Source organism: Saccharomonospora marina XMU15, assembly GCF_000244955.1.
GTDB classification, from domain to species: domain Bacteria; phylum Actinomycetota; class Actinomycetes; order Mycobacteriales; family Pseudonocardiaceae; genus Saccharomonospora_A; species Saccharomonospora_A marina.
In genome coordinates this window covers 1,565,016-1,585,684 of sequence record NZ_CM001439.1, presented here as the reverse complement: position 1 = coordinate 1,585,684, position 20,669 = coordinate 1,565,016, and the positions used below count along the sequence as shown (strand labels likewise).

Genomic DNA, 20,669 nt, shown 5'->3' with positions numbered 1-20,669 from the left:
CGGTGGGTCACTCCCTGTGTCGTCGACATGTCCGTTCGGGGAATACCCGGCCCCACGGGGTTTGCACCCCGGACCGTTCTCGCTACGCTCAGGTTCCGTCGGGCGGTTAAACAGCCAGCGGCCACGACGGCCATCCTCGAACAGCGCACTCACCGCTGGAGGTGCCGTGCCCGAGCTATCACACTCCGACATTCCGCTGCACACCCAGGCCCTGGACGTACGCACCCAGCGGCGTGGACAGACCGTCATCGTGAAGGTGCACGGGGAGATCGACCTGAGCACCGGCGGCGGGCTCGAACGGGAACTGCGGCAGGCGTTGGCCGCCACACAGCCACCTCATCCGCTCGTCGCCGACCTCTCCGAGGTGAGTTTCATCGGTTCGTCCGGGCTGGCGGTGTTGCTCGAAGTGAGCAGGATCGCCGAGGAAAAGGGCACGCAACTGCGGGTGGTTTCCGCCAGGCGCGCGGTACGCAGGCCGGTGGAGGCCGCGGGCCTGCAGGGCGCGCTGCGACTACATCCCACGCTGGAATCTGCCCTTACCGACACGGTCTGAGCGCCGTCGAACTCACCACGGTTGCTTCGGCCGAAGTCGGGTACCTGGTCCGATATGACGTCACACAACCGGCGTTGGGCAGGCCAGCTTCGCAGGCAGGCCTGCTCGGTGCCGGACCTGAGCCGGGTCGCCCGGGACCACCTTCCGGGATCGCACGGGGCGGCATCGTTCGAATTCACCTTCGCCGGACCGCTGCACCTGGTGCTGCCCGTCGTCGGGCAGTTGCGGGTGGAGACCGACGCCATCGAGGTGCACTACGGGCCGTGGTGGTTTCGCACTCCGCGGTCCAATCTCGCGGCGGTGCGTGCGCGGCCGGGTCAGGTGACGTTGATCTTCCGCGAACCGGTGCACGGTCACGAGCCGGTGGGCGTGCGGCACCACGAGTTGACACTGGCGGTCGACGACCCCGACCGGGTGGCACGGTCTCTGCTTCGTGCGCCCAATGCCACCGGCCGCCCGCGGCCGCCGGGCGCGTCCGCCCGCAGCGAGCAGCAACGGCAGAAACGGTGAGCCGCGTCCGATCCGTTCAAGACGCCCGCCCATGCTCGCGGGCACGATTCGGCTCATGACCATCGATTTCGCTGCCGCCGAGACCTTCCTCGACACCCACGCCCGCCTGCTCGACCGGCACCGGCTGCGCCTGCTGCTCGGCGTCGGTGACGAGCAGGCCGCGGTGAGCGCCCTGCTCGGTTACCGCAACGCCGACGGCGGTTTCGGCAACGGCCTCGAACCCGACCTGCGGGCGAGGCACAGCCAGCCCGCCTGCGCGCTGCACGCGTTCGAGGTGTTCGCCGACATCGCGCCCGCCAGGAGTGTTCACGCCGCGCGGCTGTGCGACTGGCTGGCGGGCGTGACACTCGCCGACGGCGGGTTGCCGTTCGCGCTCCCGGTCGCCAACCCGGCAGGGTGCGCGCCGTTCTGGCTGGCGGCCGACCCGAACAGGTCGTCGTTGCAGATCTCGGCGATCGTCGCGGCGAACGCTCACCGGGTGGCACGGCACGATCCCGAGGTGGCCGCGCATCCGTGGCTGGCCCGCGTGACGGATTACTGCGAGTCCGCGATCCGGGCCGTGCGCGACGGCAGCCCGCACGCGATCGAGTTGGCATTCGCAGTGCGCTTCGTCGATGAACTGCACGCGGGCGCGCCCGCCCGTGCCGAGGAGTTGCTCGCACCGCTGGCGCGGCACATCCCTGCCGACGGGCTGGTGCACGTGCGAGGTGGAACCGAGGAGGAGTTCATGCGACCACTCGACTTCTCCCCGCTGCCAGGCATGCCGTCACGGGAACTGTTCGGCTCAGGGATCGTCGAAGCGGAACTGGACGCGTTGGCGCGACGGCAACAAAGCGACGGTGGCTGGCCGGTCGATTTCGCCAGCTACTCCCCCGCCGCCCGCCTGGAATGGCGCGGCTACGCCACCGTGCAGGCGGTGTGGCTGCTGCGCGGTAACGGCCTGCTGCCTCGGTCGCCGCAGCGGGCGAGCGGCTGAGCAGGCCGCACACCGCGGCAGCCGGTCTACCCGATCGCGTGCAGGCGGACTGCGTGCACGGCCGAGCGTTCGTAGCATCCGGGTGTGGCGCTCCTCGGCCAGATGACGCGGCGGCAGCAGGCGATCATGGCGGCCTCCGTCATCAGCAACGGGATGATGTTCGCCACGCTGTCCAGCGTCTCCGTCGCACTGCCGGAGATTCAACGCGAGTTCGACGTCAGCCGATCCGCGGTGAACTGGGTGATCGCGGGAGCACTGCTGCCACTGGCCTCGCTGGTGCTGATCGGCGGCAGGCTCGGCGACCTCTTCGGCAGGCGAAGGATGTTCCTCGTCAGCGTCACCGGGTTCGGGCTGGCTTCCGCGTTGTGCGGGCTGGCGCCGGGGGAGACCCTGCTTGTCGCGGGCCGGGTCGGGCAGGGCCTCATGATCGCGATCGGTGCTCCGCTCGCGCTGGCCAACGTCACCGAGGCCTTCGACGAGGACTCCAAGGGCTGGGCGATCGGGGTGTTGTCGGCGGGTATCACGCTGGCGACGCTCAGCGCGCCACTCGGCATGGCCGCCGTGGTGCAGTTGACGAGCTGGCGATGGTTGTTCCTGCCGATCGCGCCGGTCTGTGCGCTGCTGGTGCTGCTGGCCTGGCGGTACATGGTCGAGACGCGCGTTCCGCGAGCGAAATCGCTGGACCTGCGCGGGCTGGTACTGCTCGCGGCCGGGCTCACCATGCTCGCCGTGGGCAGCGAGCAGGCGGGGTACTGGGGCTTCGACTGGCGGACCTTCACGCTGCTGTCGGCCGGTGTGGCCACGCTCGTCGCGTTCGGGTTCGCCGAACGTCGCGCGAAAGCTCCGTTGCTGCGGGTGGATCTGCTGCGCAAGCGCGCGGTCACCGGCTCGGTGGTGTGCCTGGCGGCCATGCAATGGGCGGCGATCGGGTTCAGTGTCTACCTGATGCTCTACGCGCAGCAGGTGCTCGAACTGGACCCGCTCGCCGCGGGCCTGTTACTGCTGGCGTCCGGGATCGGTCCGCCGCTGTTCTCCTCACTGGCCGGTTGGCTGACAGACCGCGGCATGGCCGCGTGGCTGGTCGTCGGCGGGCTCGCGGTCGCGGCGGTCACGCTGATCTTCACGGCTTCCGGCGTGCAGCGCTACCAGGACGTGTTGCTCATCCCGCTGTTCTTCGCGTTCGGCACCGCTGCCGCTTTCGTGTACACCCCTAGTTCGGCCAGCACGATGATCGCCGCGCCGGAGGCGGAGGAGGGTGTCGTCGCGGGCCTGACCATGGAGGCCCGGCAGATCGGAAGCGTCGTCGGCATCACCGCCACCAGTGCGGTGCTCGTCGCCGTCGAGTGGCGGATGCGCGACGCACTGCTGCTGGGACCGGACGCCTACTTCAGCGTGGAGCAGCGGCACGCGCTCGACGGGCTGCTGTCCGACAGCGAAACCGGCGCCCGGCTGTTGAACTCGCTCCCGCCGGGGCAACGGCCGGACGTGGTCGAGGCGGCCAAGGAGGCCTACGTGACAGGGCTGGAAACGGCGCTGCTGGTCAACGCAGGCCTGCTGGCGCTCGTCGCGATCCTGGGGTTCATGCTGCTACGTCCGGTGCGGCGGCGGGTCGAGCCGCCCGCGCTGGAAGATCTCGAACTGCCGTTGCGACTGCGCGTCTCCGAACTTCGACCACCGCGCTACCGGCCGGCGTCACAACCGCCTTCGTGGTAGGCCGGTTCGGGTCGGGAGTGGACGGCAGGCCGGGACTGCCGAACACCCTCGACCTTTCGCGGGGTCAGAACCGCACGTTGGAAAGGTAGTCGAAACCGACCTGCGCGCTGCGCAGCGCGTCGCGGGGCTGGTCGTTCTCCACGATGTACTGCTTCATCGGCCCCCGCCAGGTCCTCGCGAAGATCTCGGGGAAGTCGATCGTTCCCTCGCCCAGGTCCGCGAAGGAGCCGTCGGCAGCCCTGTCCTTGACGTGGAACTGCCGTACCCTGCCGAACCTGCGCCAGTACTCCCGCACCGGGTCCGCACCACCGGTGACTACCCAGTACAGGTCGTACTCGAAGTGGATGTTGCGAGGATCGGTGTTCTCGGCGATCACATCCATGGGCCGCACGCCGTCGATGGGTTGGAACTCGTGCGCGTGGTTGTGGTAGCCGTACGCGATGCCCGCCTTCCGGAACGCCTCGCCCGCGCGGTCGAGTCGCTGCGCGAACGCCGTCCACTCCTCGATCGTCGGATAGTTCGCCCATGCGCAGTCGGCGACGCTGTAGCCGATGATCCTGGCGTCCTCGATCAACTGGTCGACGTCCGCCCCGTCGAAGCCGACGTGTGCCGAGGTGGCGCGAAGGTGGTAACGGTCGAGCAGGGCACGGAACTCGGTGGCCGAACGCCCGTAGGTCCCCGCGAGTTCCACCGAGCGGTAGCCGATGTCGGCAAGCGCCTCGAGGGTGCCCTCGGTGTCCTCCCGCAGCACGTCCCGCAGCGTGTACAGCTGGATGCTGATCCGATCCTTCGGGATCCGCCTGGTGCGCGGATGGTCCACGGCAGCCGCGGTGGCGGGCAGCGCCGCGGTGAGCCCGACGGCAGCCGCGCCCGCCGCCGCCGTGCGGAGCAGGTGCCGCCGCGAGAGCCCGTTCATAGCGTTGTCATCCATCACTCGAATTCCCTTCGGTGCTGAACGCGGCGTCGAATGTCGCCGCTGGTTTGTCGAAAAGCACGTTCTTGATGTAGGTCACGGCCTCGGCCGCGCCACGCAGCCGGTCCATGCCCGCGTCCTCCCATTCCACGGAGATCGGGCCGCTGTAGCCGATCGCGTTCAGCGCGCGGAACGCGCCCTCCCAGTCCACGTCACCGTGACCTGTGGACACGAAGTCCCAGCCCCTGCGCGGGTCCGCCCACGGCAGGTGGGAACCGAGCCTGCCGTTGCGGCCGTCGAAGCGCTTCCTGGTGTCCTTGCAGTCGACGTGGTAGATGCGGTCGGCGAAGTCGAGGATGAAACCGATCGGGTCGAGGTCCTGCCACACGAAGTGCGAGGGGTCCCAGTTCAGGCCGAACGCGGGGCGGTGACCGACGGCTTCGAGCGCCCGCTTGGTTGTCCAGTAGTCGTATGCGATCTCGGAAGGGTGCACCTCGTGGGCGAAGCGCACACCGACCTCGTCGAACACGTCCAGGATGGGGTTCCACCGCCCCGCGAAGTCGGCGTAGCCGTCGTCGATCAGCTGCTGCGACACCGGCGGGAACATCGCGACGTACTTCCAGATCTTGGAGCCGGTGAACCCGACAACGGTGTCCACTCCGAGCTTGGCCGCGGCCCTCGCGGTGTCGGCGACCTCGGCGGCGGCGCGCTGCCGGACCCCTTCCGGCTCGCCGTCACCCCAGATCCGCGAAGGCAGGATGTTGCGGTGGCGTTCGTCGATGGGGTCGTCGCACACCGCTTGCCCCACGAGGTGGTTGGAGATCGCCCACACCTTCAGTCCGTACGAATCCAGCAGCTCCAGGCGATCAGGCACATAGCTGTCCTCGGAAAGGGCGCGGTCGACCTCGAAGTGGTCGCCCCAGCACGCGATCTCCAGCCCGTCGTAGCCCCACTCGGAAGCCAGCGAGCACACCTTCTCGAAGGGTAGATCGGCCCACTGGCCGGTGAACAAGGTAACCGGTCGGCTCATCGATGTGCTCCCTGTCGTATTCCTTGCAGTTGCAGCAGTAGGTCTCGGACCTCGGTGGCCTCCAGCCGGCCGCTGGAGGCCACATTGGATGGAACCTGCGGGTCGGAGCACAGCAGCACCGGCCCGTCGGCGGCGGAGTCGGGCAGCCTGCCGTGCGTACCCATCACCCACCTCGGGTCGGTCGGCACCACGTTCATCGCGTACCGCAGACCCGCCTTCTTGCGTGCCAGGTTGAGCCCCGCCTTCGCCTTCGCGAGCTTGTCGGCGGGATCGAAGAACAGCTCGGCGGGGTCGTAGCCGGGCTTGCGGTGGATCTCCACTCCCCTGGCGAAGTCGGGCGCGCGCTCGTCGTCGAGCCAGTAGTAGTAGGTGAACCAGGCGCCCGGCTCGGCCACGGCCAGAAGTTCGCCCGCGCGCTCGTGGTCGATCCGGTAACGTGCCTGCCGCTCGCGGTCGAGCACCTCATCCACTCCGGACAGGCCGGCGACAACGGCCTCCACCTTGGAAACATCCGCCGCTTCGGCCACGTAGACGTGCGCGACCTGGTGGTCGGCGACCGCGAACGCCCGCGACGTCCACGGGTCCAGGTATTCCATCCCGTCCTGGGTGTAGACCTCGAGCAGTCCCTCGCGGCGCAGCGCCCTGTTGATGTCCACCGGCTGCGACGCGGGTGTGATGCCGTACTCCGACAGCGCCACCACGGTCGCGCCCTGCCGTTCGGCGTCGGCGAGCAGTGGCGCCAGTTCCGCGTCGACCGCCCGCGCGGCCTCCATCGCCTTGGCCGAGTCCGGACCGAACCGTTGCAGGTCGTAGTCCAGGTGCGGGACGTAGACCAGCAGCAGGTCGGGTCCGGGGCTGCTGAGCAACCTGCGGGCCGCCGCGACGATCCACCTGGTGGACGCGATCGACGCGGTCGGCCCCCAGTAGTTGAACAGCGGAAACGGGCCGAGCTCGGCGGTCAGCTCGTCGTGCAGCGAAGGTGGCCGGGCGTAGCAGTCGGGCGACTTGCGGCCGTCGGCGTGGTAGATCGGCCTCGGCGTGATGGTGAAGTCGGTGGAGGCGCCCATCGCGTACCACCAGCACACGTTCGCCGCGGTGTAACCGGGATGCGCCGCCCGTGCGGTTTCCCACACCTTCTCGCCTCGTACCAACCTGTTGTGCTGCCGCCACAGGTAGACCTCGCCGAGCTCGCGGAAGTACCAGCCGTTGCCGACGATTCCGTGCTCGGCGGGCATGGTGCCGGTCAGCAGGGTGGACTGGACGCTGCAGGTCACCGCGGGCAGCACCGTGCCGAGGTTCGCCTGCCACCCGCGGTTCGCCAGCGTGCTCAGGTTCGGCATGTGTCGCAGCAGCGTGGGCGTCAACCCCACGACGTCGACCACCAGCAGTTTTCTCATGAGCTCACCTTCCGTGCCCAGCGCAGCTCGTCGGCGATGCCGTCGGCGAGGTCCTGCCGGTGCCGCTCGGGCAGGACGTTCCAGGTGTAGGTCTCCACCTCCACATGTGGCCGCCGAGGCCCCGCGTGCTCCGCCACTGCGGCCAGGCTCTCGGCCAGCACGTCGGTGGTCGACGTCAGCGGCGGCTGCGGCGCGGCGTGCAACGGCACGTGGAAATGCACGCGCCACGGCCCGATGGCGGGTAGCTCCGCCAGTGCCTGCGGCAGATCGTCGCAGGCGAGGACCCTGCCGTCGGGTAGCAGCTCGCGCACCTGGTGCAGGTAGCGCGGCTCTGCGAACTCGGCGAGGGCCGCCCGTGCCGCCTCGGTGTCCGGCGATTCGATGTGCAGCGCCGAGGAGGCCTGCACCTTCACCACCTCCAGGCCCGCCTCGGCCACCCGCGCGACGGTGCGGCGGGGATCGGCGAACGACACCGCGAGATGGCAGGTGTCGAGGCACACGCCGACGTGTCGGGGGTCCACCCGCCGGGCCAGCCAGTCGACCGCGTCCGCCATCGTGTCGAGCACGCAACCCGGTTCCGGCTCCACGGCCAGCTTCACCAGCCGCCCCTGCCGTGCGTGGGTCTCGCCGAGTACCCGTGTCACCTCGTCGAAGGCGGCCTCGGCCACGGCGTCGTCGGCAGCCGTCCACGGCTCGCGCCAACCCAGCGGCAGGGTGGAGATGCTGCCGTACTCGGCGTTAGCGGGCAGCAGGTCGGCCAACACGGCCACACAGTCCACTGTGTACTTGAGTCGGCGCGGGTCGGTCCACCTCGGCCGGTAGACCGAGTGTTTGACGACGCTGTCGTGGAATCCGCCGTAGGGAAAGGCGTTCAGCGTCTGCACAGCCAGGCCTCTCGCCTCGAGTTCGGCGGCGAACCTGCGGCGTGCCCCGGCATCCTCGGCGAGGCCCTCGGCGACGGTGGCTGCCAGCCACAGCCCGACGCCGAGCCGGTCCTCGCCCAGCTTCTCCCGCACGGCCACGGCGTGGCTGTCGAGCTGGCGCAGGATCGCGTCGAGATCCTCGGCCGGGTGCACGTTCGTGCAGTAGGAAAGCAACATCACTGCCTCGATCCGCGTAGCACGGAGTTCCCCTCGAACGTCTCGCCGGTCGGTGTGGAGTGCTCGATCGGGTCGAGCAGCAACCTGCCGCTCTGCCCGTAGAAGTCCACCGGGTTGCGCCACAGCAATTTGTCCACATCGGACTCCGAGTAGCCTGCCTCCAACATCGCCCGACCGGTGCGGTAGGTCTTCAGCGGGTCCGAGCGGCCCCAGTCGGCTGCGGAGTTCACCAGCATCCGGTCGGTGCCGTACTCGCGCAGGATGGTCACCATGCGCTGCTCGTCCATCTTGGTGTCGGGGTAGATCGAGAAGCCCATCCAGCAACCGGAGTCGGCCACCAGCCCGACGGTCACCTCGTTGAGATGGTCGACGACCACCAGTTCCGGTGCGATCCCCGACTCGGCGACGACGTCGAGCGTTCGCTTGGTGCCTGCCAGCTTGTCCCGATGCGGGGTGTGCACCAGCACCGGCAGCTCGTGCTCCACCGCCAGTGAGAGCTGGTGGGCGAACGCCTTCTCCTCCGCGTCGGTCATCGAGTCGTAGCCGACCTCGCCGACGGCGACCACGCCGTCCTTGGCCAGGTAGCGCGGCAGCACGTCGAGCACACCCGCACAGCGCGGGTCGTTGGCCTCCTTGGGGTTGAGCGCCATCGTGCAGTGGTGCCGGATACCGAACTGCGCGGCGCGGAACCGCTCCCAGCCGATCAGGCCGTCGAAGTAGTCGGTGAACGAACCCACGTTGGTGCGTGGCTGGCCGAGCCAGAACGCGGGTTCCACGAGCGCGCGCACCCCCGCCGCGTACATCGCCTCGTAGTCGTCGGTGGTGCGCGACGTCATGTGGATGTGCGGGTCGAAGATCCTCATCGAGCCTCCTGCAGGATCGCTTCGGCGTCGGCGGGCACGGTCCGGCCCGCCGCCTTTCGCTCGGCGACGTAGTCGGCCACCATCCGGATCAGCTCGCCGTCGGTGCGGTCGGCCAGCCCCGCCACGGCGGCCGTGGGTACGCCGACGAAGAGGCACTTCAACACGCCGTGCCGCCAGGAGTGGTCGTCCAGATGCGCCGCGGCGAACGGCCCGAGTGCCGCGGCGACGAGTCCGGTGTCGTTGGCACGCAGCGCGTCGGCGACCAGACCGGTGCCGGTGTCGGCGATCTCGTCCGGCAGCAGGTGCAGTGCCCGTAGCACACCCCTTCGCTCGGCGCCGTCGCCGTAGCGATACAGCTCGGCCACCTCCTTGGCGAGGTCCTGCGGCGGTAGCGACTCGGCCAGCGCGGCCAGCAGCCTGCCGCGTGCCCGCTCGTCCACCGTGCCGTACACCAGACCGCCTGGATCGACCTCCGGCCGCAGCGCTGCCCTTCCCACCTTGCGCCCCACCGCCGGGAACAGCGTGCGGACCCTGACGGGGTCGGCGCGCACGGCGCGCTCGGCGTCGGCAAGCCAGTCGGCGGCATGCAGCGCCTTCAGGCTGCGCCGCGCGACATCGGGGGCGGCGTGGCTGTGGCGCGGCAACTCGACGGCGGCCAGCCCGCGGTAACCGATCTCGGCCAGTGCCGCCAGCGTGCCGGTCAGGTCGAGCTCGCCCTCGCCGAACTCAAGATGCTCGTGCACACCGGTTCGCATGTCGTCCAGCTGGACGTTGAACAGCACATCGGCGACCAGGTGCACGCACTCGGCCGCGCTCACCGGCTCCACCGCGACACAGTGCCCCACGTCGAGGGTGATGCCGAGCCTGCCGGGCGAGTCCAGCTCCGCGCGCAGCCGCAACGCCTGCTCAACGTGCTGCACGAAGTGACCGGGCTCGGGTTCCAGCGCCAGCCGCACCCGCGTGTCGTCCAGCACGTCACTGATGCCGTCCAGCAACCGTCGCCATGCCGTCGCATCGTCCACACCGGACGGCTTGACGCCGGACCAGAACGAGACGCATTCGGCGCCGAGGTCCTCGGCGATCGCGGCGGCCCGGCGCAGGAAGTCCAGCCGGGGACCGGGCTCGTCCGAGAGCAGGGTCGGCTGGTGCTTGCGCCAGGGGTCGAGCGCAAACCTGGCTCCGGTCTCCACCACGACGCCGAGGCCGAGCTCACCGAGTCGGGTGGCGAGCCGGCGGGTCTGCCGCGCCACGTCGTCGGCGAACGGGTCGAGGTGAGCGTGGTCCAGGGTGAGTGCCACCCCCGAGTAGCCGAGGTCGGCGATGACGGCCAGCGCGTCGTCCAGCCGGTGGTTGGCGAAACCGTTGCTGCCGTATCCGAACCGCAGTGTGCTCATGTCGGGCTCACCTTCCGCACCAGGCGCCGTGCCAGCGGCACCGCCCCGGCGAGCAGTGCCGCCGTGCGCACCGCGCCGTGCCTTGCGGCCACACTTGCCTGCAGCGGCACCATCCCCTGGATCCCGGCGACCGTCGCTGCCCGCACCCGCGCGGCGGAGGAGGACTCCAGCGCTCGGTACTGCGCCGTGCCGACCGCGGCCGCGTAGCAGGCACCGAAGGCCAGCGCCGCCACCCGATGCGCACTGCGGGAGGCGCGGCCGTACAGCGCTAGCCCGGTGGACACCGCCGTCCCCGCGAGCGCGGCGCCCGCGGTACGCGGCGAGCCGCCGTGCACCTCGCCGCCGGACAGTGCCGTCACACCCATGGTGTGCACAGCGAGCGCCGCGGCGGCCGGTGCGGCTTCCCGCCACCGGCCGCCCGCGCCCAGCAGCACGTCAAGCGCCCGGCACGCCGACATGCCACAGGGTCCCAGCGGTGTTCCCTTCAACACCGTGTCGTAGGCCCACACCGACGCGGCGAGCGGAACCGCCACCCGCAGCGAGCGCTGACCACCGCCGAGGCACGCGAGCCCCAGCCCGGCGGCGGTCAGCACACCCCCGGTGCGGAATGCGGCTTGTGCGCTCACCCTTCCGGACGGGATCGGTCGCTCCGGCCGCTCCACGGCGTCCAGCTCGCGATCCGCCCAGTCGTTGACAGCCATGCCCGCCCAGTAGAACGCCATGGAGGCCAGCGGAAGCGCCCAGCGCCTGCCACGGAGCCGCTGCCCCGCGGCAGCCGAGCCCGCCACGGTGTCGCCGACGGCCGTCAGCGCCGCCGGGGCCCGCACGAGCTCGTAGAGATCGGCCGCCTTCACAGCGAACCCGCCCATTCGGCCAGCATGGCGAACTGCTCGGCCAGCCGGTGCTCCTCGGTGCCGAGCGGGTCCTTGAAGAAGAACGCCAACTGGGCGAGCGGGCCGGACTCGCCGTTGGCGTGCGCCGCCGCCGCGAACCTCGCCAGGTCGAGCACCAGCGGTGCGGCCAGCGCCGAGTCGTAGCCGCTCCAGGTGAACTGCAGACTCATCCGCACACCGAGGAAACCCTCGAACGAAACGTGGTCCCAGGCGACCTTCTGTTCTCCGAGGTCGGGCACGTTGTCGATGTGCAGCGGCGCGGTCACCTCGCCACCGAGCAGTGTCGCCAGCCCCCTGCCCTTGGATGCCAGTTTGCTGCCCGCGTGTTCGGCATCGGCCAGTGTCAGCCCGTCTCCTCCGCCGAGCAGGTTGGTACCGGCCCAGGAGCGCACGGCCAGCGCCCGCGTCGCGAACATCGGCGCGAGCGCGCTGCGTACCAGGGTCTCTCCGGTCTTGCCGTCGCAGCCTGCGTAGGGCAGTTCACTCAGCCCTGCCAGTTCCCGTAGTGCGGGAAGCCGGATGCCCGTGGACGGCGTGAAGTCGACATACGGGCAACCGGCACGCAGCGCGGCGTAGGCGGAAACCGAACTGGGCGGCAGCACCGTCCGACCGGGCACTGCCATGGCGGCTTCCAGTGCTTTCAGGCCTGCGTGCTCGGGCAGGGACGGAAAGACCGGCTCGGTCGACGACACGTTCAACACGACCACGCGAGCAAGGTCGTTGCGTCGCGCGAACTCGGCGATGTCGTCGGACAGCCGCCTCGCCGCGTCGGCCTGTGAGCCGGAGTGGGTGGCCGGATGGTAACCGCAACGAATCTGGGCATCCATTTCGGACAGACTGGTGCGGACGGCCTCGAAAACGGTCGGTGGCATCACCCCGGATTCGGTGAGCAGCTCGGCCCGCTTCTCCAGCGGGGTGTCCACGATGTCGTGCCCGCCGAGGTGGATCTCGTCCCAGTCCGGCAGGCCGGCCCGCTCGAAGGCGGGCAGCGCGCTGACACAGCCGACCGGCCTGATCACTCCCGCCCGCAGCGCGAGCAGTCCTGAGATCGCCGTGGTGGCGACCGAACCTCGAGCACCGATCAACCACAAACCTGTGGGTGCCATAGTGCAACAACCTCAGCTCTTCGTCCTTCGCGCGTACGCGCGCGACACGGTCACGCCAGGCTCGACCTTCTCACCGTCGCGGCTTCGCCGCCCGCTGCGACGCGCCCCGGTCCGTCACCTCCTTCCCCGCCCAGGGGCGGGGAAGATCTCCCTGATCTGGATGTCACGGAACGACACGTCGTCGGCCTCGCCGTGGTTCTGGATTCCCACGTAGCCGCGGGTGAGGTCGCGAGCGGGGTCGGTGTTGACGAAGTCGTTGATCAACGCGCCGTTGAGGTAGACCTTGATGCGCTGCCCGATGACCACGATCTTGTAGGAGTTCCACTCGCCGGGCGGGTTCAGCGCGGCGTCACGGGCGGCGATGTCGGCCGACTGGAAACCGTAGATGGCGCCCGTGGTCCGCTCCGGCGCGTCGGTGGCGTCGATCTGGATCTCGTAGCCGTTGTTCACCGCCACCCAGGGGTCGTCACCCGGGTCGGGGAACCCGACGAAGATGCCGGAGTTGTCGTCGCCTGCCACCTTCCAGTCCAGCTTGAGGCTGTATCCGCCGAACTTCTGGTCGGACCAGAACAGCCCCATGCCACCGACGGAGCGGATGGAACAGTCCGGACTCAACTCGAACGAGCCCGGGCCTGCCTGGTTCCAGTTCCGCAAGCTGTGCCTGGTGCCGTCGAAGAGCATCCGGTAACCCTGATCAGGCTGCACGGGCTCGCATTCCACCGGCTCGGTGGAGCAGTCGCCGTCGGCCAGCCCCGTCGCGTACCGGATGCCGCCTGCCAGGTGGGTACGGAACGCCTGCTCACCGTAGGACTCTTCGGTGTGGCCGCCGCCGGTGTACCAGGCTCGACCGCCCGCGTTCTCGTGGCACCACGCGATCGGGTGATCGTCGCCCATCGCGCCGGAGCCCGCGTCGTAGCTGCTCTCGTCGAGCGAGGCCAGCACGTGCACGTCGCCACGCGGGTTGTCGCGGAAGTTGTACCACTCGTCGGTGCGGACCCACTGCTTCGGCAGGTCGGAGGTGGAGGGATGCCGCTGGTCCTCCACGTTCACCGTGGCCTGCTGTATCTGCGGGTGCGAGTCGAAGTAGGCGCCGACGAGGTCGCCGTACCACGGCCAGTCGTACTCGGTGTCGGAGGCGGCATGCACACCGACGTACCCGCCACCACCTTCGACGTAGCGCTCGAACGCCGCCTGCTGCTCGGCGTTCAGTACGTCTCCGGTGGTGGAAAGCCACACCACCGCGTCGTAGGAGGCCAGGTTGGAGTCGGTGAACGCCGCCGAGTCCTCCGTGGCGTCCACCTCGAAGCCGTACTCGGCCCCGAGTTCCTCGATGGTCGCGATACCCGTCGGGATCGATGCGTGCCGGTAGCCCGCCGTCTTGGAGAACACCAGCACGCTGGCGTCCTCCTCGGCTTGGGCGGCGGCGAGTCCGCCACCGCCCAGCCCCGTGCACACGGCGAGTGCCACCGCGGCGATTCGCCTACCGAGGCGTGCGGACCGGCGTTGTGTTCTGGTACCACTGCTGCGCTGCACTTGTACCTTCTCCCGTCGAACCGGTGAAACTCCTCGTCCTGCCGTTCAGTGCTTGCCTGTGCTCTGCGTCTGTTCGCCTTCGCTCTGCCTTGGCTCAAACCGGCTTCCAGCGGGAACCGTCGGCGGCGCTGTCCGCCACCGCCTGCAGTACCCGCTGCACCCGTAGCCCCTCCGCGAAGTCGGGCTGCGGCTGCTCGCCCGCGCCGATCGCCGTCAACAGATCCGCCAGTTCGTGCGTGAACGTGTGCTCGTAGCCGAGCACGTGGCCGGGCGGCCACCACGCGCCGAGATAGGGGTGCTCGGGTTCGGTGACCACGATCCGGCGAAAACCCGCCGTTTCGGACGGCTCGGCGCCGTCGTAGAACCACAGCTCGTTCATCGACTCGAAGTCGAAAGCCAGACTGCCCAGCGAGCCGTTGACCTCCAGCCGCATCGCGTTCTTCCTGCCGAGCGCGTAGCGCGTCGCCTCGAAGGTCGCCACCGCGCCGTGAGAGAGGCGCCCGGTGAACACCGCGCAGTCGTCCACCGTCACCTCCTCCATTTCGCCGGAGCCGCGGGGGCGTCGACGCACGAAGGTGTCCGTGAGCCCGCAGACGCCGACCAACTGCTCACCCGTGACGAACTGGGCGGCGTCCACGATGTGTGCGCCGATGTCGCCGAGCGCCCCCGAACCGGCCCGCTCCTTACGCAACCGCCATGTCATCGGCGAGGTTGCGTCGGAAAGCCAGTCCTGCAGGTAGACCGCTCGGACATGTCGCAGCTCCCCCAGCCTGCCCGCCGCGACGAGCCGCCGCGCCAACGACAGCGCGGGCACCCGCCGGTAGTTGAACGCGACCATCGACCGCACCCCGCGCTCCGCTGCACGCTCGGCCGCCCGCACCATCCGTTCGGCCTCTTCGACACTGTTGGCCAGCGGCTTCTCGCACAGCACGTGCTTGCCCGCCTCCAGCGCGGCCACCGCGATCTCGGCGTGGGTGTCGCCAGGTGTGCAGATGTCGACGAGTTGCACGTCGTCGCGTTCCAGCAGAGCACGCCAGTCCGTCTCCACCGAAGCCCAACCGAACCGCTCGGCGGCCTCCTTGGCCCTGCGTTCGTCCCTTCCTCCCAGCGCCACCATTCGCGGCGCGAGTGGCAGGTCGAAGAATCTGGCCACACTGCGCCACGCCTGCGAGTGCACGGCCCCCATGAAGGCGTGCCCGATCATGGCGACCCCCAGTGTGTCGCCCCCCGGTTCCGTTTCTTGCTGCGTCACGAGTCGAACCCGACATCCATGTAGTTGTCCACGTTCTGCTTCGTCACGACCGCCGAATAGGTGGTCACTTCGGAGGGAATCTCGTGCTCCGCCAGGTCACCGAGTCCCTTGGACTGGCCGAGCAGGCGTGCCAGCGCGATGGCCGAGGAGGCCATCGAGGGGCTGTAGAGCACGGTGGCCTTCATCGGACCGGAGTCGGCCTTGATCAGCTCCATCATGTTGCGCGAACCAGCACCGCCGACCATGAAGAAGTCGTCGCGGCCGGAAGCGTCGATGGCCGCGACCACGCCGACCCCCTGGTCGTCGTCGTGGTTCCACAGCGCGTGCAGCGTCTGCGCGCCCTGCAACAGGTTCGCCGTTTGGCGCTCACCCGACTCGGGGGTGAACTCGGCGGCGACCCTTGGTCCGACGCGGAAACCGTGCCGCCGCAGAGCGTCGCGGAAACCCTTGCTGCGTTCCTGGGTCAGCGGTAGCGAGTCGATGCCTGCCACCTCGCCGATCACCGGGTTGTTCACGTTCTGCCGCTTGAGTTCCTCGGCGATGTAGTTGCCCGCGTTGACCCCCATGCGGTAGTTGTCGCCCCCGATCCAGGTGCGGTAGGCCAGCGGGGTGTCGAAGACGCGGTCCACATTGATCACCGGGATGTCCTGGTCCATCGCCTGCCGCCCCACCTGCGTGAGCGCCTTGCCGTCGAACGGCAGGATCACCAGCACATCCACCCCGCCGTTGATCAACGACTCGACCTGTGCGATCTGCTGGTTGACGTCGTTGGTGCCCTCCGTGGCGTTGAGGGTGACGTCGGAGTACTGCTCGGCCATGGAACGCGCGTTGATGGTCACCGCAGCCATCCAGCCGTGGTCGGCTGCCGGCGCGGAGAACCCGATGGTCACCGGCTTGCCCGGCTCGGCGTTGGAGCCCTGCCCAGCCGCTGCCGCCTGGCCCTGGTTCTGCGGCTCGCGCTCGTTGGAGGTGCATCCGGCGAGCACCGCGCCCGCACCGATTCCCGCCGCGGAGAACAGGAAACCGCGGCGCGCCAAATTGGTTCTGATCATGATTTGCTCCCGCTCGGTTGGGTTGCGGTGTTGGACGAGTCCGGTTCGGACGACGGTCGTGGCTTGCCTTTGCGGCTACGGGCGGTGTGCTGCAGCAGCACCGCGGCGACGATGATGGCGCCCTTGGCGATGTTCTGGATGTCGGTGTCCAGGTTGTTCTGGGTGAAGATGCTGTTGAGAACCGTGAAGATCAGTACGCCGATGAGCGTGCCGATGAGGCTTCCCCTACCACCCGCGAGCAGCGTGCCGCCGATGACGACCGCCGCGATGGCGTCGAGTTCGTAGAACATCCCGTTGGTCGATGCGCCCGACGTCGTCCTCGCCACGATCATGATCGCGGCGATGCCGCAGCACAGTCCACTGATGCCGTAGACGAGCGCCGTGTGCAGCTTGACGTTGATGCCGGACAGTCGTGCCGCTTCCGCGTTTCCACCGATGGCGAAGGTGCGCCTGCCGAACGTGGTTCGGTTGAGCACCACCCAGCCCACCACGAAGACCAGCGCCAGCATCCACACCAACACCGAGATACCGAGGAAGGAGCCACGGAAGAAGTCGGTGAAGCCGGTCTCGGTGACCACCTGCGTCTGCCTGCCGCTGATCCGCTCGGCGAGTCCGCGCGCGGAGGCCATCATGGCCAGCGTCATGATGAACGGGACCACTCGGCCGTAGGAAATCAGCACCCCGTTCACCAGCCCGCAACCCATTCCCACCAGCACCGCGCACAGCACCATCACCACGGGCCCGTAGGACTGTGTCGCAAGCGTCGTCATCCACACGCTCGCCAGCGCCACGATCGAGCCGACCGAGAGGTCGATACCGCCCGCGATGATCACGAACGTCATGCCGACGCTGACCACCCCGATCGCGGCGGCCAGCCGCAGCATCGTGGAGATGTTTCCCTCGCTGAGAAACGTGCCGGGGCTGGTGAACAAACCGATGAGGCACAACAACACCAGCACGCCTGCGAGCCCCAGCAGCCGTACGTCCAACTGCCACGAGCGGTGTCGCGCGCCCGCGCCCGCCGGACGCACCGGTGGGCGGTCGAGGGCCTTGGTCACGCCGCGCTCCCTTCCATGACCATGTCGAGAATCTCGGCTTCGGTGATCTCCTCGGCGGGCCTGTCGACGAGCAGGTCGCCCTCGCGCAGCACGAGCACACGGTCGGCCAGGCCGAGCACCTCGGGGATCTCGCTGGAGACGAGCACGATGGCGACGCCCTCCGCCGCGAGTTCGTGGATGAGCCGGTACAGCTCTGCCCTTGCGCCCACGTCGACGCCCCTTGTCGGCTCGTCGAGCAGCAGCACGCGGCAGCCGTGCACCAACCAGCGCGCGACCACGGCCTTCTGCTGGTTGCCGCCGGAGAGTGTGCGCACGATCCGCTTCGGGTCGGCTGGGCGCAGGTCGAGCCGCAGCAGCGTGGACCTGGAGTCGGAGGTCTCCCTCGATCGCTGCGAGAAGCCGAACCTGCTGTAGTCGGCGAGGCTGGCGAGCGTCACGTTGTGGGTGACGGACATGTCCAGCAGCAGTGCCTGGCTCTTGCGTTCCTCCGGCGCCAGGCCGAGCCCCGCGCGCACGGCGGCGGCGACACTGCCCGGCCGAAGCCGGGAACCGGCAACCGACACGGTGCCCCCGTCCGGCTTGCGTGCCCCGAAGATCGTCTCGAGTATCTCGCTGCGCCCGGCTCCCACCAGGCCGGCGAGACCGACGATCTCCCCCGCGCGAACGGTGAAGCTGACGTCGCGGAACTCGCCGTGCCTGCTCAGTCCTTCGACGTCGAGCACCACGTCGCCGAGTTCGACCTTCGCCTGCCCCGCCTCGCGGAACGCGGTCTGCACCTTGCGGCCCGCCATGAGGTCCACGAGTTCGGAGGTCGCCGCCGACCGCGCGTCGAGGTTGGCCGCGACGGTCTTGCCGTCCTTGATGACGGTGACCCGGTCACCGATGCGGCGAATCTCCTCCAGCCGGTGGGAGATGTAGACCACGGCGACGCCCTCGTCGGTGAGTTCACCGATGATGCGGAACAAGTTGTCGACCTCGTCACTGGCCAGCGCCGCGGTCGGCTCGTCTGCGATGATCAGCTTGGCGTCGTGGGCCAGCGCCCTCGCCATCGACACCAGTTGCTGCCCTGCGGCGGAGAGATCACCGACCTCGGCGTCCGGCGAGATCTCGGCGTGGCCGAGCCGGTCGAGCAGCGCCTCGGCCTCGACCCTTGCCGCCGAGGGCCGCGTGAAGCCGTACCTGGCTCGCTCGTGACCGAGGAAGATGTTCTCCGCCACCGACAGCGTCGGGATGAGGTCCAGCTCCTGGTACATGGTGGCGATTCCGCGGTTGAGCGCCGCCACCGGCGACGGCAGTTCCACGCGCTCGCCCTGCCAGAGGATCTCCCCCGCGTCCGGTTGGTGTGCCCCGGCAAGCGTCTTGATCAGGGTGGACTTGCCCGCACCGTTCTGCCCCAGCAGGCAGTGCACCTCGCCGGCACGCACCTCCAGATCGACGCCGTCCAGCGCCCGTACCCCTGGGAAGAGTTTGACGATGCCACGCATCACGAGCAGGGGCGCGCCGCTCACATCGTCGTTCGTCGCGTGCAGACTTAAATCCACATCAGCCCCACTTTCTCCTGTGACATGCAAAAGTAAGGTGACGACGACCACGCGTCAAGGTCGAGTTTTCGGTCTGTGACTGCTACGTAACGCGCGCGGCGCCGTTTACCAGCGGAATGTCATATGGCGGAACGCGGGCCACAGCTCCTGCCAGGTGCCCCTGCGGCCCTCACACAGCCAGATCGGCGCGCCCTGGTTGAGGTTGTTCACCCGGTGCCCGTTGTCGATGCTGGCGATACGCCGCACGCTGGCGAAGTACTCCAGCAGCTTCTCGCGGTCCGCGCCGACGAAGAGGGTGTAGCCGGCACCACCGGAACTCTGCTCGGGAGCACCGAAGTACCAGAATCCCCTGCCACCGCTGTAGGGCTGCGGCAGTCGCGGCTCGAACTGCTCGATCGCCGAGGCCTGCCAGTAGGTCTCCGTCACGATCGTGGTGTCGGCCCGGGTGGCGGGTGGCAGCGAGTCGTAGGCCTCGGCGACGTTACGGGCCATCTGCGGCCAGCCGAACTCCTCCAACTCCATGTTCATCGGGCTGTACGGCTCGTCGGCGTAGGCGGAGATGGGCTTCACCGGCAGCCAGCTCACCGCCACCGCGGCCGAGACGGCGTAGGCCGCGACAAGGGCGGGCCGCCAGCGCGCGGCCAGTACCTGGTCCAGTCGCACCGCCGAGACCGCGAAGCACAACGCGAACATCCCACCGACGTAGTAGGGCCTACCCGCGCTGAGCCAGAACACCGCCGTCACCCCGAGCACGGTGACGCCGAGGAACCGGTAGGGGCGAAACAGCGGCGAGCGCAGCAGCCACCACACTCCCAGCACCACGAGCACTGCGCCGACCCCGATCCCGGCCTGCTCCAACGCCATCGGCAGGAAGGTGACCCGGCCACCCGCGTAGGCGACCTCCTGGGCGACGATCTCGTTCATCTCCAGTTGCGGCCAGCCGTTGCTCGCCTGCCACACGAGCGTCGGCACGCAGGCCAGCACCGCGACGGCCGCGCCGACCCACAGCAGCGGTCTGCGCAACAACTCCCTCGGCCCGCACAACAGCACCGAAAGCGCCACCATCAACCAGAACACCGGGATCAGGAACTTGACCTGCAAATCGACGGCCGTCACGAGTCCGGCGGCGAGCAACAGCCGGTCATCGCGCAGCCGGACCCAGCGCACGAGCAGCCAGCCGACGACCGTCCAGAGGAAGGCGTCCAGCATGTGCGTGGCCAGGATGTGGCCCGCACCGGCGAGCAGGAACGGCGAGCAGGCGTAGGCGCCCGCGGCCATCGTCTGCGCCCGCGCGCCCGCGCCGAACTCACGCGCCGTCAGCGCGGCCACCACGATGCCCAGCCCGGTGAACAGGATCGCGGGCAGGCGCAACCCCACCACCGAGTTCGGGAACAACCCGTCCATGACCCGCGCCAGCAGCGGCAGCAGCGGAGGCTGGTCTGCGTACCCCCAGGACAGGTGCCTGCCCGCCGCGACGAAGTACAACTCGTCACCGTGGTAGCCGTAGCGGTTGCTGAAGGCGAACAGCACTGCCATCGCCGCACCAGCGATGAGGAACACGGGTAGCCGAGCCAGCCGGTGTTCCACCATGCGGGTGACTCTAGGTCACAGCACCGAAACGATCGAGCCCGCCCGCGAGTCCCCCGCCCCTGCCCGCGAGTCCTGCACTCCGGTCGGCGAGTCCTGCACTCCGGTCCGCGAGTCCTGCACTCCGGTCCGCGAGTCCTGCACTCCGGTCGGCGAGTCCTGCACTCCGGTCGGCGAGTTCTGCACTCCCGAGTCCGC

The 20,669-nt window shown here is 69.1% G+C and carries 19 protein-coding genes; 4 read left to right on the top strand and 15 right to left on the bottom strand.

All coding sequences use genetic code 11. The features are described 5' to 3' along the window. Positions 1-166: 166 nt before the first annotated feature. From SACMADRAFT_RS07470 to SACMADRAFT_RS07455, 4 genes are all read left to right on the top strand, one after another. A complete protein-coding gene (locus tag SACMADRAFT_RS07470) occupies positions 167-553 on the top strand; it encodes an STAS domain-containing protein (RefSeq protein ID WP_009153190.1) in 387 nt (128 codons plus the stop codon). A gap of 54 nt (positions 554-607) precedes the next feature. After that, positions 608-1,063: a hypothetical protein gene (locus SACMADRAFT_RS07465; protein ID WP_040925588.1), complete on the top strand. Its 456-nt coding sequence runs from the start codon at positions 608-610 to the stop codon at positions 1,061-1,063. A gap of 55 nt (positions 1,064-1,118) precedes the next feature. Then, on the top strand, positions 1,119-2,039 hold the full coding sequence (locus SACMADRAFT_RS07460; RefSeq protein ID WP_040926177.1) for a hypothetical protein: 921 nt from the start codon (positions 1,119-1,121) through the stop codon (positions 2,037-2,039). An 84-nt stretch (positions 2,040-2,123) separates the two neighbouring features. After that, positions 2,124-3,752 carry an MFS transporter gene (locus SACMADRAFT_RS07455; protein WP_040925587.1) on the top strand — a complete coding sequence of 543 codons (1,629 nt, stop codon included), beginning with the start codon at positions 2,124-2,126 and terminating at the stop codon, positions 3,750-3,752. A gap of 64 nt (positions 3,753-3,816) precedes the next feature. Here the strand turns inward: SACMADRAFT_RS07455 and SACMADRAFT_RS07450 are convergent, their stop codons facing one another. From SACMADRAFT_RS07450 to SACMADRAFT_RS29850, 15 genes are all read right to left on the bottom strand, one after another. Next, positions 3,817-4,683 carry a sugar phosphate isomerase/epimerase family protein gene (locus SACMADRAFT_RS07450; RefSeq protein ID WP_009153186.1) on the bottom strand — a complete coding sequence of 289 codons (867 nt, stop codon included), beginning with the start codon at positions 4,681-4,683 and terminating at the stop codon, positions 3,817-3,819. Next, entirely contained in the window at positions 4,676-5,695 is a 1,020-nt protein-coding gene (locus SACMADRAFT_RS07445) for a sugar phosphate isomerase/epimerase family protein (RefSeq protein WP_009153185.1), read from the bottom strand. The genes SACMADRAFT_RS07450 and SACMADRAFT_RS07445 overlap by 8 nt, the downstream gene beginning before the upstream one ends. Beyond that, positions 5,692-7,092: an alkaline phosphatase family protein gene (locus SACMADRAFT_RS07440; RefSeq protein WP_009153184.1), complete on the bottom strand. Its 1,401-nt coding sequence runs from the start codon at positions 7,090-7,092 to the stop codon at positions 5,692-5,694. Before SACMADRAFT_RS07440 ends, SACMADRAFT_RS07445 begins: the two co-directional genes overlap by 4 nt. Next, positions 7,089-8,189: a metabolite traffic protein EboE gene (gene eboE, locus SACMADRAFT_RS07435; protein WP_040926176.1), complete on the bottom strand. Its 1,101-nt coding sequence runs from the start codon at positions 8,187-8,189 to the stop codon at positions 7,089-7,091. Before eboE ends, SACMADRAFT_RS07440 begins: the two co-directional genes overlap by 4 nt. Before the next feature lie 2 nt (positions 8,190-8,191). Then, the gene (locus SACMADRAFT_RS07430; protein ID WP_009153182.1) at positions 8,192-9,055 is read right to left on the bottom strand and encodes a TatD family hydrolase; all 864 of its coding nucleotides are present in this window, start codon (positions 9,053-9,055) and stop codon (positions 8,192-8,194) included. Beyond that, positions 9,052-10,449: an EboA domain-containing protein gene (locus SACMADRAFT_RS07425; protein WP_009153181.1), complete on the bottom strand. Its 1,398-nt coding sequence runs from the start codon at positions 10,447-10,449 to the stop codon at positions 9,052-9,054. Before SACMADRAFT_RS07425 ends, SACMADRAFT_RS07430 begins: the two co-directional genes overlap by 4 nt. Then, on the bottom strand, positions 10,446-11,318 hold the full coding sequence (locus SACMADRAFT_RS07420; protein ID WP_009153180.1) for an SCO3242 family prenyltransferase: 873 nt from the start codon (positions 11,316-11,318) through the stop codon (positions 10,446-10,448). The genes SACMADRAFT_RS07425 and SACMADRAFT_RS07420 overlap by 4 nt, the downstream gene beginning before the upstream one ends. Then, positions 11,300-12,448 carry an inositol-3-phosphate synthase gene (locus SACMADRAFT_RS07415; protein WP_009153179.1) on the bottom strand — a complete coding sequence of 383 codons (1,149 nt, stop codon included), beginning with the start codon at positions 12,446-12,448 and terminating at the stop codon, positions 11,300-11,302. The genes SACMADRAFT_RS07420 and SACMADRAFT_RS07415 overlap by 19 nt, the downstream gene beginning before the upstream one ends. Positions 12,449-12,562: 114 nt before the next feature. Then, the gene (locus SACMADRAFT_RS07410) at positions 12,563-13,981 is read right to left on the bottom strand and encodes a ThuA domain-containing protein (RefSeq protein ID WP_009153178.1); all 1,419 of its coding nucleotides are present in this window, start codon (positions 13,979-13,981) and stop codon (positions 12,563-12,565) included. A 94-nt stretch (positions 13,982-14,075) separates the two neighbouring features. Continuing rightward, the gene (locus SACMADRAFT_RS07405) at positions 14,076-15,185 is read right to left on the bottom strand and encodes a Gfo/Idh/MocA family protein (RefSeq protein ID WP_083841031.1); all 1,110 of its coding nucleotides are present in this window, start codon (positions 15,183-15,185) and stop codon (positions 14,076-14,078) included. A 44-nt stretch (positions 15,186-15,229) separates the two neighbouring features. Beyond that, positions 15,230-16,285: a substrate-binding domain-containing protein gene (locus SACMADRAFT_RS07400; RefSeq protein ID WP_009153176.1), complete on the bottom strand. Its 1,056-nt coding sequence runs from the start codon at positions 16,283-16,285 to the stop codon at positions 15,230-15,232. Beyond that, positions 16,282-17,343, bottom strand: a complete 1,062-nt coding sequence (locus tag SACMADRAFT_RS07395; RefSeq protein ID WP_009153175.1) for an ABC transporter permease — start codon at positions 17,341-17,343, stop codon at positions 16,282-16,284. The genes SACMADRAFT_RS07400 and SACMADRAFT_RS07395 overlap by 4 nt, the downstream gene beginning before the upstream one ends. Further along, entirely contained in the window at positions 17,340-18,827 is a 1,488-nt protein-coding gene (locus SACMADRAFT_RS07390; RefSeq protein WP_040926173.1) for a sugar ABC transporter ATP-binding protein, read from the bottom strand. Before SACMADRAFT_RS07390 ends, SACMADRAFT_RS07395 begins: the two co-directional genes overlap by 4 nt. 162 nt (positions 18,828-18,989) lie before the next feature. After that, on the bottom strand, positions 18,990-20,474 hold the full coding sequence (locus SACMADRAFT_RS07385; protein ID WP_009153173.1) for an ArnT family glycosyltransferase: 1,485 nt from the start codon (positions 20,472-20,474) through the stop codon (positions 18,990-18,992). A gap of 15 nt (positions 20,475-20,489) precedes the next feature. Next, positions 20,490-20,657 carry a hypothetical protein gene (locus SACMADRAFT_RS29850; protein WP_009153172.1) on the bottom strand — a complete coding sequence of 56 codons (168 nt, stop codon included), beginning with the start codon at positions 20,655-20,657 and terminating at the stop codon, positions 20,490-20,492. Positions 20,658-20,669 lie beyond the last annotated feature (12 nt).